Origin of the sequence: Spirosoma profusum (genome assembly GCF_014699005.1) — a bacterium.
Classification (GTDB): domain Bacteria; phylum Bacteroidota; class Bacteroidia; order Cytophagales; family Spirosomataceae; genus Spirosoma; species Spirosoma profusum.
In genome coordinates this window covers 380,194-394,835 of sequence record NZ_JACWZY010000001.1, presented here as the reverse complement: position 1 = coordinate 394,835, position 14,642 = coordinate 380,194, and the positions used below count along the sequence as shown (strand labels likewise).

Here is a 14,642-nt window from a genome sequence, read left to right as displayed (position 1 = left end):
TGGTCATTTATATAGTTAGACGAACGGTTATCGACATGTCACGGGCGGTTGTCAATAATTGCCCTAATTTAGCAACAAACGACGGGAATGACTAGTCCGTACGCTGGCTTTGATAATCGCCTGTTTTATGGGCTTGTGATGGTTGGCGTACTGCTGAATGCAACCGGCCTATTTCCGTCCATTATGGAACTTGATGGCGCTCTGTATGCCTGCATCGCCAAAATCATGGCTCAGTCCAGTGATTTTGTTAATCTATACGCCGTTGGAGCCGATTGGCTCGACAAGCCCCATTTCCCGTTCTGGATAGCTGCCAGTAGCTATAAACTTTTCGGTATCAATACGTTTGGTTATAAGTTTCCAGCGCTACTGTTCTTTCTCGGTAGCGTTGCCTATACGTATCAGTTTGCCAAATTAACCTATTCGAAAGGGGTAGCGCAGGTTGCTACGTTGGTGCTGCTGACAGCTTTTCACGGTGTATTGTCTAACAGCGACGTGCGGGCTGAACCTTATCTGATGCCACTTATCATTGGCCCGGTCTATCATTTTTACCGCGTCTTTTTGGGCGGTCGGTTCTATCACCTGCTCATCGGTTCGTTGCTGACCGGGTGCGCCCTGATGACGAAAGGCGTTTTTGTGCTTATTCCAATTGGAGCAGGTCTGATTGTTCACTGGCTACTAACGGGCCACTGGCGGGAGTTACTACACTGGCGCTGGTACGTTGCCGTTGCCCTGTCGTTCGTGTTTACGCTACCGGAGATTTACTGTTTATATCAACAGTTTGATATTCACCCGGAAAAAGTTGTTTTCGACAGGACGAACGTATCAGGTATTCAGTTTTTCTTCTGGGACAGTCAGTTCGGGCGATTTTTTAATACGGGTCCCATTAAAGGTTCCGGGGATAAATTTTTCTTCGTTCACACTTTACTATGGGCTTTTTTACCCTGGTCGCTGCCCCTATATGTAGAAGTTGGGAAACAACTGGTAGCACTAGTTAAACGACAACGTAACGCACCTGAATACGTATCGCTTGGAAGTGGTCTTGCTACGTTCGCTTTGTTTTCGTTATCGGGATTTCAGTTGCCTCATTATCTGAATATTGTATTCCCGTTCTATGCCATTCTGACGGCGCACTTTCTAACGAGTCTCACCCCAACTGTGCTACGTCGCTGGACGATTGGGCAGACTGTTATTGGCATTCTGATTATCGGGTTGACCATCGCTTTACTGGTACTGGTACGTCCGAATCAACTAGTGAGCACGGTTTGCTGGATTGCCGTCATTGCGTTTGCTACGTTCACCATTTTCCGGCAGAATAATCTGGCGTCGTTGATGGGACGCATGTTGGGTAGTATGCTGATTCTGGCGGCTTCGCTGAATCTGGTTCTGTATCCTACTTTTCTGAATTACCAGGCCGGTATGAATGCCGCCCGATACGTTAACGAGCAACCAAATCTGGTCAGAAAACCTACGTTTCTGTATATGCCGGGTACGGGCGTTGGGGGTGGCAGTTTCTGGTCGTACGAATTTTACGCCAGAGCACCCACGCGCTACGTTCGTTCGGATTCAACGCTACGTTACCAGCTTTCGAAAGGCCCCCAAAACGTATTCACGACTACCGAGCAGGCTGATTCGCTTAGCAGTCGGGGCTTCACCGTGCGGCATCTTGCTACGTTCCCATATTACCATGTCAGTCGATTGACTTACGCCTTTCTAGATCCGGTCACTCGCCCCCAAACGCTTCAATCTTACGTATTGATCGGCGTCGGTTCGAAACCATAATTTCAGATGCTCGTGAACGGCATTATAATCATACGCCAAAAGCGGACAAATCTCGTCCGAAAGCGGACATGGCCACATATCACTTCAATGACAAATTATTGATAATCAGCACCACAACTCAAATGGCATGACTATTGGCATAAGGATTCATGCCAAAGAGTCCAAGGCGAATATTAACAGTTTAAATAGTATATTCACACGTTCGCTCTGCTTCGGCAGCTCGGTTTCACTCATTGGCTTCTTAACAAATGGATCGCGTCTTACCTAAACGATTTTGGACAACACAGCGTATTGCAATTATTGGTGGTGGTACGCTCATTATTGGCTTACTTGCCTACACTCTTTTGTTTGCCGACCGTCGGTCGAAATTGAATGTTGAAAAAGATAAAATAACCGTATCCGACGTAACAACTGGACCTTTTGAAGATTTCATTGCCGTAACGGGTGTCGTTCAACCACTGAAAACCATCCGACTTGACGCCATTGAAGGCGGATACGTAACGCAGAAACTGGTAGAGGGCGGTAACATGGTGAAGAAAGGCGAAGTGCTGCTCAAGCTCGAAAACCAAAGCCTGAAACTTAGCTTCCTACAATCGGAAACGGAAGCGAACCGACTCGTTAACGACCTGCAAAACACCCGTCAACGAATTCAGATCGAACGATTTACATTACGTAAAACACTGGCGGATGTAGATGCCCAAATTTCTCAGGCGAAAGACACCTATGAACGGCAGGAAAAACTGTACAAGGATAAGGTTGTCTCGGAAGAAGATTACCTGAAAGCCAAGCGCGCTTACGACCGGCTCAACAGTCAGCGTACCATTGAGATTGAAACGCAGAAATACCAGGAAGAAAATGCAAAGTTCCAGATTAAACAATTGGAGGGCACTTTGCAACGTACACAGAAAAATGTCGCTCTCTGGCAACAGACGCTCGACAATCTGGTGGTGAAGGCGCCCGTTTCGGGTCAATTGTCAAGTATCGACGTTGAAGTAGGTTCGAACATCAACCGGGGGCAGAACATCGGTCAGATTGATGACATGAATGGTTTCAAAATGCGTGTCGGTATCGATGAACATTATAATAGCCGGATTTTCACAGGATTAAAAGGTTCATTCGAGTACAATGGTGGAAATCATGAACTCCAAATCTCCCGTGTTTATCCAGAATCACGTAATGGACGTATTGATGTCGATATGATTTTTCTAAAAACGGCTCCGGAAGGCATTAAACGAGGACAGTCAACCCCAATTCAATTAGAGTTAGGAAAGGCAGCTAAAGCTACTTTATTACCCGTTGGCGGTTTCTTCTCCGACACAGGCGGTAACTGGGTTTACGTAGTGGATAAATCAGGGAAACGGGCCGTGAAACGACCCATTACGTTAGGCCGCAAAAATCCGGAGTTTTATGAAGTCTTAACCGGCTTAGAACCTGGTGAACAAGTCATTACGAGTTCTTACGAAAATTTTGGTGATAACGAAGTACTTGAATTCTAAAATCAGAACCGGGATTTAACGGATTTAAGGATTAACACGATTTTGTTATTGGTAAAGCGCTTCAAAGAAGCGTTCAGCAAAATCCAGAAAATTCCTAAATCCGTTAAATCCCGGTCAGACAAACCCCTACACAATGATTCAAACAATTGACCTTCAGAAACTCTTCGCGACCGAAGAAGTAGAAACCACCGCTCTCAATGGCATCAACATGGATGTGAAAGACGGTGAGTTCGTAGCCATCATGGGACCATCCGGCTGCGGAAAATCCACACTGCTCAATATTCTGGGTCTGCTCGACAACCCCAGCGAAGGGCAGTATAATTTCTACGGCACCGAGGTAGCCAAAATGACCGAACGCCAACGGGCTCAGCTTCGCAAAGGTTCTATCGGCTTCGTGTTTCAGAGCTTTAACCTGATTGACGAACTGACCGTTTATGAAAACGTAGAGCTACCACTGCTGTATCTGAAAACTCCTGCTGACGAACGGAAAAAGCGCGTAGAAGAAGCATTGGAACGAATGAGCATCATGCACCGGCGTAATCACTTCCCGCAGCAACTATCGGGCGGACAGCAGCAACGGACGGCTATTGCACGGGCCGTAGTCGCAAAACCAAAGCTGATTCTGGCCGATGAACCGACGGGTAACCTCGACTCGAAAAACGGCGAGGAAGTGATGAAGCTGCTTGGTGAACTGAACGATGAAGGCACTACGATCATCATGGTAACGCACTCCCCATATGACGCTGGTTTCGCCCACCGTATTGTCAACCTGTTCGATGGTAAAGTGGTGACCGAGAATTTCCACGTTTAATTCTGAACCGCACCGGCGGCCCGGCGGGATTTCAACAAGATTGAAAAGATCAATCAAGATTATTTAAGCGTCAGCTAATCTTGATTGATCTTTTCAATCTTGTTGAAATCCCGGTTCTGTTTTCCCTACTTTTTATGTTCCGCAACTACGCCAAAATTGCCATTCGGAGTTTGCTCAAGCACAAACTCTATTCTTCGATCAACGTATTAGGATTGGCACTGGGCATTGCCTGTAGCTTGCTGATTGGGTTGTGGGTACGTGATGAATTGAGTTACGACCGTTTTCTGCCCAACGCCGACAGCATCTGTTTCGTCCGAGTTAATTTTCTGAACCCAAATACAGGCGAAATTGGAACAAACACTGTTACTCCGGGACCGTTGCAGGAAGCGATTACCCAAAGCATTCCCGAAGTTGCTGCCGCTACCAAGATCAATTACGGCGCTGATTATCTGATAAAAGTCGGTGAGAAAAAAGCGAAAGAAGTAGGGTATTATGCCACTAAAGATTTTTTTGGGGTATTCGACCTGCCCGCTGTCTACGGAAATCCCAGTGCGGCTCTTGCCCAGACAAATCAGATCGTTATTACTCGAAAAGTTGCTGAGAAATTCTTCCCGAACGGTTTAGCAATAGGAAAAACGCTCCAACTCAATAACGATAAATACTACGTTGTTGGCGCCGTTATTGAGAACCTTCCGCACAACTCATCCCTAAAATTCGACTGGCTGGTCAATTGGAAAGAACAGGAACAGGATTGGATGAAGACATGGGGCAATAGTTCCTTTCAGACTTACGTCCGACTACAGCCGAAAACAACGCTACCACAAGCGGAGAAAGCGATGGCAAGTATTTATCCGCGCTTTGCCGGTAAAAACTTCGCAGCAGGCCGACCAACCTTACAACCTATTACCGATCTGCATTTATACAGTGAATATAAGGATGGCAAATCAGTTGGCGGACGTATCGGATATGTTACCATCTTTTCTACTGTAGCCCTATTTATCCTGCTGATTGCCTGCATTAATTTCATGAACCTGGCCACCGCACGGTCGGCTACACGCGCGAAAGAAGTCGGCATCCGTAAGGCAGTTGGAGCGTTACGTTCCGCGCTGATCAGGCAATTTTTAAGTGAATCGCTTTTAACGAGCCTACTGTCAACTATCCTGGCGCTACTGCTGGTCTGGTACACACTACCTACGTTCAACACGGTCTTTGGAAAACAGTTAGCGCTCAATTTCACCGATCCGGCACTTTGGCTCCTTCTTCTGGGTCTGGTGCTCGTTACCGGTTTGATGGCAGGAAGTTATCCAGCTCTTTTCCTGTCGTCGTTGAAGCCAATTAAAATCCTTAAAGGTCGATTACAGTTTGGGCCAGGTCCGGCGTTTTTCCGGAAGGCTTTGGTTGTGTTTCAATTCACGCTCTCGATTTTTTTGATTATCGGTATGTTAGCGGTGGGTAAACAAATGAATTACCTACGTACTAAAAACCTCGGTCTTAACCGAGAAAACGTACTTTACTGGATCATTGAAGGCTTCACTGACACGAAAAAATTTGATGCGTTTCTGAATGAAGTTACTCAGTTACCAACCATTGCCTCCGCCACAACGACCATGGCGCTACCTCTCAACATACAGGGGTCATCAGGCGATTTAGAATGGCCGGGCATGGATCCTAAAAAAGATAATAATGTAGCCTGCATGTTTGTGGGACGTGATTTTATGCGTACCATGAACATTACGTTACTGGAAGGGCGTGATTTTCGGGCTAACAGCCGCGCCGACTCGTCGAGTTATATTATCAACGAAGCTGCTGCCAGAATGATGGCCGAATCCGCGCCTGAAATGAAAAATCCGGTTGGTAAAGAAGTTAAGTTCTGGATGGGGAAAGGCCCCGTTGTTGGGCTGATGAAAGATTTTCACCTGCAATCACTCCATCAGGCTATTAAGCCGCTCGTACTCTGCTATAATTATCAGAATACGAGTTATTTACTTGTAAAAACTCAGGCAGGGCAAACTCAGCAGGCGCTGGCTGATCTGGAGAGAGTTTCAAAACATTTCAACCCGAATTATCCCTTTAGCTTTCACTTTCTGGACGAAGAATATGAGAGTCTGTATCGCAGCGAACAACAGATTCATACCCTTGTCAATTACTTTGGGATTATTGCCATTCTGATTTCGTGCCTGGGATTGTTTGCCCTGGCAGCTTTCACCGCCGAGCAACGCACAAAAGAGATTGGCGTTCGAAAAGTGCTGGGAGCCAGCATTACGAATATCGTAGGAATGCTCTCAACAGATTTTCTGAAACTGGTATTAATTGCCCTGCTGCTATCTTTTCCGCTGGCATGGTGGGTACTTGATAAATGGCTCGGTTCGTTCGCCTACCAAACCGAACTAACCTGGTGGATTTTTGGATTGGCTGGCCTCTTATCGCTTGCTATTGCTACGTTGACAGTGAGTTACCAAAGCATTAAAGCCGCTATCATTAACCCAGCGCAATCGCTACGTTCGGAGTGAATGGGATGACAAAGGGTTCCCTAGGTTATAAATCATGAAAACGTCGCTAACTCTTATCGGCCTTCTGATCACTACGTCGCTGATGGCGCAGCAAGCAAAGAATGTTGCGTACCGACAGTTAAGTAAGTCGCTTGATGACGATGGAAAAACGTTGATGCTCGACATACGGGGTGAGCAGATTGATGGCCAGAAACTCCGGTACAAACGCTCATTCAACGTAGCGAATTTGTCGACCTCTGAAAAAGAAGCGTTAAAAAATCATGTGCTCGATTCGCTGGGTGTAAATGAAGAACCAAAATCACCGCCTTCTCCCAAATCACCAGAAGCCGGGACAGAAATCGTTACGTTTAGTTGCGAATCCTGCACCGGCAAAAATCGGCTGGAAGTTTACGGAAATGGCTTTACGTCAACTCGGGAGTTTGACTCCAGCAAAGAGAAAGAACCAGCTTTTCCACTTGAACTAAAGTTAAACCCCGGCGAATACCGACTGATGTATTGGCAAAATAAGGTGCTACATATACAATCGACGTTTACGGTGAAAGCAGGAGAAGCGAACGTAGTGAAAGTGAAATAGAGCTAAATCCTGTAAAATCACTACGTTCGGAATAATGTAGAGACAAGACATGTCTTGTCTCCTATGCGTCAGCAAACCATCCGGTCATGAGACAAGGCATGCCTTGTCTCTACATAAAACTCCTAAACAACAATGCTAACAAACTACCTCAAAATTGCTTTTCGAACCCTCTGGAAGCATAAATCGTCTACGTTTATCAACCTTATAGGGCTGTCGGTGGCGTTCGGAAGTGCTACGCTGCTGTTTCTGTCGGCTGCGTTCGAGCTTTCTTTTGACCACTTTCATACCGACCACGATCGCATTTATCGTACCTATTTCTCCATCAACAACCCTAAAGGCAAGGAATTACGCGCGTCGATGCCCTATCCGTTCGTACCCGCACTGAAGCAGGAATTTCCAGAGTTGGCAGGAGCCACGCGGTATCAGGAAGGGCATGGCGCGATTCAGTACGGCGACAAGCAAATTCAAAAACAAGTCGACGGGGTTGATGCCGACGTGTTAACGATATTTTCGTTTCCGATGCGGCAAGGCAATGCTAAAACGGCGCTCAATAGCCTGAGCAGCATCGTCCTGAGCGAGAACGTAGCAAAAGACATATTCGGGACGACCAACCCAATGGGCAAATCACTACGTGTGAATGGTTTGGGGGGCTGGAAGGATTTTATCGTAACGGGCATTATTGCTGATTTCCCTGACAATTCCAGTATTCAGTACGATGCCTTTGTCCGTATCGAAAACATTCCTGAATATCCCGTCAATAAAGATCGCTGGGACAATACGCAGCATTCGGTCTATGTGAAAGTTAAGTCTGGCACGTCACAGGCTTCGTTTGAAAAACGCCTGCAACCCTTCACTCAGAAATACTTCCAGGGAAACATTGCCGAACTAAAGAAGCAAGGGGCGAAACCCGATGAGCGGGGCGAAATCTTCAGTACTCGCCTGCAACCGCTACTCGACGTGCATTTTGAGACAGCCATGATTCAGGGCTTGGGTACCAATCGCATGTATGTGTACACGCTGATGCTCATTGGGTTATTCATTCTGGCCATTGCGGCTATCAACTTTGTAAATTTAACATTAGCACGGTCATTTACGCGAGCACGGGAAGTGGGTGTGCGAAAATCGCTGGGGGCGCAACGGGGACAGTTGTTTACGCAGCTCTGGGGCGAAACGCTGCTTACCTGCGGCTCGGGGTTGCTTATCGGCGCGGGATTGGTAGTTAGCCTTCGCGAGAAGTTTAACGCGGTTTTCAACGCTAAACTGACATTGGATTACCTGCTGCAACCTATGACGCTGGTCATTGTTTTGTCGGCGTTTTTGCTGGTTACGCTGGTAGCAGGTGGGTATCCGGCTCTGGTCATGACTCGTTTCCAGACGGTACAGGTACTGAAAGGAGTTGTTAAGGCTGCCCGACCGGGATTGCTACGCAATTCGCTGATTATTACACAATTTTCTATTACCTGCTTATTACTAATCAGTACGTTTGTCGTGCTACGTCAGATTAACTATCTGCGTGAGAAACCACTGGGATTTAGGACCGAGCAAGTCATTAGTATTCCGGTGGGTAGCGAAGTGGAAGGCAAATACGCGCTGACCCAGCTACGTAATCGCTTGGCCAATAACCCTAACGTAATGTCCATCACCGGAACGGGCGTTAACCTCGGCCGTGGGTTGGATGGCTCCTCGAGCCGGAACATGGTGGGCTTTTTACACAACGGCCGAGACGTGACCAGCGACTGGTTACGAGTGGATTATGATTACCTGAAAACCCTGGATATCAAACTCCTGGCTGGGCGTGATTTCAGTCCGCAACATCCGATGGATTCGACTGTTTCGGTGATTGTTAGTACCAGTTTTGCGAAAGAACTGGGCGAAAAACAACCACTTGGCGCTTTTTTCCAAACCGATTCCGCCGGAACCCGCTATCAGATTATCGGCCTTATTCCCGACATCCATATGTATGCGTTACGTAATGAAATCAAGCCGGTTGCCATGCACATGCATCAGGATGCAGGAATCACCTACCTGTTTGTCCGGGTGATTCCTCAGAGCCTGTTACCCATGATGGAAACGCTCAAACAGGAATGGCGGCAGATTGCGCCCAAATCAGAATTCCAGGCCAGTTTTATGAACGAAAATACCGATCGCTGGTACCGCAAAGAAGAAAAACTGTCGCAGATGTTCAGTGTGGCGGCAAGTATTGCTATTGTGTTATCCTGCATGGGTCTGTTCGCCATCGCGCTGATGACGATTCAGCAACGTACTAAAGAGATTGGGGTGCGCAAGGTCTTGGGAGCCAGCGTTATGAGTATCGTTTTATTACTCTCGAAAGATTTCCTGAAATTGGTTTTAGTTGCCCTTGTCATTGCTTCGCCTATTGCGTGGTATGGCATGAATCAGTGGCTGAGCGATTTCCCGTACAAAACCGACGTATCGTGGTGGGTATTTGCCCTAACGGGTTTATTGGCCGTCAGCGTCGCCCTGTTAACCGTCAGTTTCCAGAGTATCCGTGCAGCTTTGATGAATCCGGTGAAATCACTACGTTCCGAATAGCGTAGGGACAAGGCATGCCTTGTCTCTACGTAAAACTCCTATCCGTATGCTACGTAACTACCTCAAAATTGCTTTTCGCAATCTAACGAAACACAAGTCGAATACGGCTATCAACATTGCAGGTTTAGCTATTGGCATGGCCTGTTGCCTGCTCATTGTGCTCTACGTGACTGATGAACTGAGCTATGACCAGCACTGGACAAATGGGGAACGTATCTACCGAATGGCTTTGGAACGGAAGTATCCGGGACGTAGTACGAAGTACGCGATCATTCCGCCCTCGTACGCCCAGTCGGTGAAGAAGGAAATTCCAGAAATTGAGCAAACGACGCGCGTTTTTACCTTCGGAAATGATCAACCGACGCTGCTTAAACTAAATGGTCAGACTATCGAAGAAAAGGGATTTCTGGTGGTAGATTCTACTTTTTTTCAGGTGTTTCAGATGCCTTTTCTGAAAGGGATAGCTGACAAAGTATTGAGTCGGCCCAATACGGTTGTCCTGACCGAAAGCACAGCGAAGCGATTATTTGGCGCGCAAAATCCGATTGGAAAGACGTTCGAAATCGTGCAGGGACCAAAGTTGGAAGTAACCGGCATCTGCGCTGACCCCACGGACAATGCTCATTTCTCGTTTAATTTCCTGTCGTCTACACGCGGATTCCAGCAGGCCGAACGTACCAACCACATTAGTTTTGCCGCCCATACGTACCTGCTGCTACGTCCCAACACTCGTCCCGAAACCGTTGAGGCCAAACTCCCGGCTGTGGTAGAAAAATACGCAGCCGGAGAAGTGGAGCGCACTTTTGGTATGTCATACCGTGACTACGTCAAGGCTGGCAATGGCTATTATTATTTCCTGCAACCCGTCCCGGCCATTCACCTCGATTCTCATCTGGAGGCTGAGCATCAACCCAATGGCAGTCGTTCGCTGGTTTCCATCTTCTCGATTATTGCGGGTTTCGTGCTGTTAATTGCCTGCATCAATTTTATGAATCTGGCGACGGCCCGGTCGTCGGAGCGGGCACGGGAAGTGGGTATTCGGAAATCGCTTGGATCTACCAAACAGCAATTAGCGGCCCAGTTCCTGACCGAATCGATCCTGTTGAGTCTATTTAGTCTACTCGTTGCCGGTTTACTGGTTGGAAGCCTGCTGACTCCCTTTAATACGTTGGCTAGTAAATCACTGACGCTACGTTCCCTGATTCGACCGGAAACGCTACCCCTATTATTAGGTGGAGCGATTGCCGTCGGACTTTTGGCAGGTAGTTATCCGGCTGGTGTTTTATCGGCCTTTGAACCGATAAAAGTGTTGAAAGGCAAATTTTCGTCGACACGGCAAGGGCATCTGTTACGTAATGGATTGGTGGTTTTTCAGTTCACCATTTCTGTGCTATTAATTGTCAGTACAATTGTGGTATTCAGCCAGTTGAACTTCATCCAGCAGAAGGAATTAGGGTTTACCAAAGAATCGGTGGTTAGGGTAAAAAGCGCCTTTTTTCTGGATAAAAATACCGAAGCCTTTAAGCAGGAAGTTTCGAAATTATCGGGTGTTTCCAGTGTGGGAGGCACCAGCAGTGCTCCGGGCGAAGAAGGCTTTTTTGGCATTACATTCCGCAAAAACGGCGAAAATGAAACCGTTACGGGCAAAGGCTGTGTAGTGGATGAACAATATTTGCAAACCATGCAAATGAGTATGCTGGCTGGGCGCCCGTTCAGCCGTCAGTTTGATGACTCGCTCTCTGTGATTCTCAATGAAGAAGCGGCCAAACAAGTTGGCCTGGAGAGTCCTGTCGGCAAGCAAATTACCAGCCCCGATAACTTTACTCAGCGCGATGGGCCGCCCGTTACGTATACGGTGGTGGGAATTGTGCGCAATTTTCATTTTGGCTCCTTACACCAACGTATCGGACCTTTATTCATTCTGAATAATCGGATATTTCAACGTAACGACAATCAACTTGCGATACGTGTTCGGGCCGAAGACGCGAGTATTGTCGTCAGCCAGATTGAGCGTGTCTGGAAACATTACCTGCCCGATCAGCCGTTTCATTACTCTTACCTGGCTACCGACTGGAGCGAATTATATGGATCAGAGCAAGTGGCCCAACGCATTTTTGGCGTGTTTGCTATGCTAGCGATCTTCATTGCCTGCATGGGTCTGTTAGGCCTCGCTATGTACGTTATCCGGCTTAGAACCAAAGAAATCGGCATTCGCAAAGCATTAGGAGCCAGCATTCCAGGGCTGGTTGCGCTGTTATCGAAGGATTTTCTTAAGTTGGTACTTATTTCAATCGTCATCGCCAGCCCGATTGCCTGGTACGTCATGAATCGGTGGTTGCAGGATTTCGCCTATAAAATTGACATCGAGTGGTGGATGTTCGCGCTTGCGGGTTTGCTGGCAGTTGCTATTGCCGTTTTGACGGTAAGTTTTCAATCGGTCAAAGCAGCGTTGATGAATCCTGTTACGTCTTTACGAAGTGAGTAGTCTGCCAAATCCTGGCCGCGTCGGCAGTCCGATCAGACAATCCCCTAACCCTATGCTACGCAACTATTTTAAAATCGCCTGGCGGAATCTGACCCGTAATCTGCGGTACGTATTGGTTAATGTGCTGGGGCTGGGAATTGGACTTGGCTTTGGTATTCTGGCGTTTCAGAATTATCGTTACGCCAATTCGTTTGATGACTGGCACAAAAACCGGGATCGGATTGTGCGCATAGAAGCCGTGAAGGCAGATAATGATGCGCTTTATGGTGTTTGCCCTTCACCACTGGCTCTGGATGCCCGGCAGCTTGCTCCTGTTGAAGCGTCCGTTCGTTACGACAGTCGACGCGTTGTAGTGAAACACGGCGAACATATTTTCAACGAAGTCATCAATTTTGCCGACACATCGTTTTTTCGGGTATTTAACTTCGATCTGCTGAACGGTTCCGCTGACTTATCTGACCCGACGAAAGTGCTGATTTCCAAAGAAATCGCAACAAAATATTTTGGCGATCAGAACCCAGTTGGGAAAGCGATCATTCTATATGCCGACCAACCTACCCGCAAGCCACTTGTGGTGGGGGGTGTAATTGACGGGGATTTTAAGCGGTCGAGCATCCGATTCGATTTTCTGACCAATCTGACTAATCAGCTCGAAGGCGATAAACCAGTTGATTACACCGACTGGAAATTCCGGATCGATGCCGTATTTCTGCTACTTAAACACCCGACCGACCGCGCTGCTGTAGAAACCCTATTGGCATCCTTTGTGGCCCGCCAACAGCTAGCTGACCCAGAATGGAAAATCAGCCGGTTTGTCGTGGAACCGCTACGTTCGGTGGCGCTTAATGGCCGTAATTTAAGAGGAAATGCCCTGTACCCGTCGCTTCCACCGGCGTCCGTTTGGGGGATGCTCGCTATGGCGATTATGCTTCTGCTTACCGCTGCGCTCAATTTTGCCAACATGACGATTGCGGTTTGTAATCGGCGCCTGCGTGAAATGGGGGTTCGGAAAGTGATGGGAAGCACACGGACCCAACTTATGGTTCAACTACTGGCCGAATCGGGTATAATCTGCGGATTAGCCGTTCTGCTGGGTATGATACTGGCTTACCCGATCACCGCCTGGTATAACCATATGTGGTCGTATATGAACCTGATCATCGACTACAGCGACCCGTATCTACTTGCTTTTGTGGGAGGTATGCTGTTATTCACTACGTTGCTGGCTGGTTCCTATCCTGCTTTTTATGTAAGTGCGTTTCGTCCGGCAAATATTTTCCGTGGTACGTTACGTTTTGGTGGATCAGGACTTTTTTCGCGGATCATGATGGGAATACAGGTAGCCATTTCCCTCACCGCTGTCATTTCTGGTATTAGTTTTGAACGTAACGCCGAATTCAACCGCACCGCCGACGTTGGCTACGACCGACACAACCTCATTGGCGCGTATGTGTACGACGAATCGACCTGGCGCGTATTTAAGACCGCTGCGCAGAACATTCCGAATATTGAGTCCGTCAGTGGTACGAAGCATCTCCCCGGTTTTGGCTACAGTATGAAGAATTTTAAGCTGAGCAGCCAACCCCACGAAGCCATACTCTTTGATGTAGGCGACGACTTCACTCAGATGCTTCAAATCCAGTTACGCGAAGGTAAACCACTTCTCTCTCTTCAGGATGGGCAATCCGCCCAAACGGTACTGGTCAACGAGACGTTTGCCCGCGAATTTGGAGAAAATAAACCTCTGATCGGTCAGTCAATTCAAATGGATTCAGCAACGTATCAAATTGGTGGCGTGGTGCATGATTTTATGACCAATACACCTTTTCGGCCCATTACGCCAGCTATGATACGTCCTGTGCTGCCCGATAAATTCACGTATTTCATTGCCCGCGTAAAAGCGCCCCATCAGAAACAGGTACTTGCCGACCTCGAAAAAACCTGGAAGCGTCTTTTCCCTTACAAACCATTCGACGGTTTTTACCAGGATAATGCCCTCGCCGAAGCCGAATCGGTTTCCACCAACATTGCCGAGACGATGGGTGTGTTTGCCCTCGTAACCGTTTTGCTGGCCGTTTCAGGCTTGTTCTCGCTTATATCTCTCAACATCCTCAAACGTATGCGCGAGGTAGCTATCCGGCGCGTACTGGGCGCAACCGGCCCGCAAGTCGGCTGGATTTTGCACAAAAACTACCTCTGGATTCTGGTTATTGCTACGTTTAGTGGGTGTGCCTTCGGCTATTTTCTGGCTATTACGTTGATGAACAGCGTCTTTAAAATCAACAACGGCGTGTCGTCGGCTGTCATTATCCTATCAGCCATCAGTGTACTGGCGATAGCCTTTTTTACCATTATCCTTAAACTCTTGCAAACGTTAAAAATCAACCCCGTTACGTCACTATCATCGGAGTGATTGGCATAGGGTTATGCTAGC

8 protein-coding genes are annotated in these 14,642 nt (G+C 47.6%); all 8 read left to right on the top strand.

The annotated features are described in order from the left end of the window. Positions 1-87 precede the first annotated feature (87 nt). The 8 genes from IC229_RS01305 (at position 88) to IC229_RS01270 (ending at position 14,621) form a co-directional block, all read left to right on the top strand. Complete coding sequence (locus IC229_RS01305; RefSeq protein ID WP_190885111.1) at positions 88-1,779, top strand: ArnT family glycosyltransferase; 1,692 nt, start codon at positions 88-90, stop codon at positions 1,777-1,779. Positions 1,780-2,027: 248 nt separating this feature from the next. Continuing rightward, positions 2,028-3,275, top strand: a complete 1,248-nt coding sequence (locus IC229_RS01300) for an efflux RND transporter periplasmic adaptor subunit (protein ID WP_190885110.1) — start codon at positions 2,028-2,030, stop codon at positions 3,273-3,275. Positions 3,276-3,408: 133 nt separating this feature from the next. Beyond that, a complete protein-coding gene (locus tag IC229_RS01295) occupies positions 3,409-4,086 on the top strand; it encodes an ABC transporter ATP-binding protein (protein ID WP_190885109.1) in 678 nt (225 codons plus the stop codon). A gap of 134 nt (positions 4,087-4,220) precedes the next feature. Beyond that, positions 4,221-6,596 (top strand): ABC transporter permease, encoded by a 2,376-nt coding sequence (locus tag IC229_RS01290; protein ID WP_190885108.1) that lies wholly within the window; start codon positions 4,221-4,223, stop codon positions 6,594-6,596. A 34-nt stretch (positions 6,597-6,630) separates the two neighbouring features. Further along, positions 6,631-7,170, top strand: a complete 540-nt coding sequence (locus IC229_RS01285) for a hypothetical protein (protein ID WP_190885107.1) — start codon at positions 6,631-6,633, stop codon at positions 7,168-7,170. 132 nt (positions 7,171-7,302) lie between these two features. Further along, positions 7,303-9,723: an ABC transporter permease gene (locus tag IC229_RS01280; protein WP_190885106.1), complete on the top strand. Its 2,421-nt coding sequence runs from the start codon at positions 7,303-7,305 to the stop codon at positions 9,721-9,723. 46 nt (positions 9,724-9,769) lie between these two features. Beyond that, complete coding sequence (locus tag IC229_RS01275; RefSeq protein WP_190885105.1) at positions 9,770-12,208, top strand: ABC transporter permease; 2,439 nt, start codon at positions 9,770-9,772, stop codon at positions 12,206-12,208. A 52-nt stretch (positions 12,209-12,260) separates the two neighbouring features. Continuing rightward, on the top strand, positions 12,261-14,621 hold the full coding sequence (locus tag IC229_RS01270) for an ABC transporter permease (RefSeq protein ID WP_190885104.1): 2,361 nt from the start codon (positions 12,261-12,263) through the stop codon (positions 14,619-14,621). The last annotated feature ends 21 nt before the right edge of the window (positions 14,622-14,642 follow it).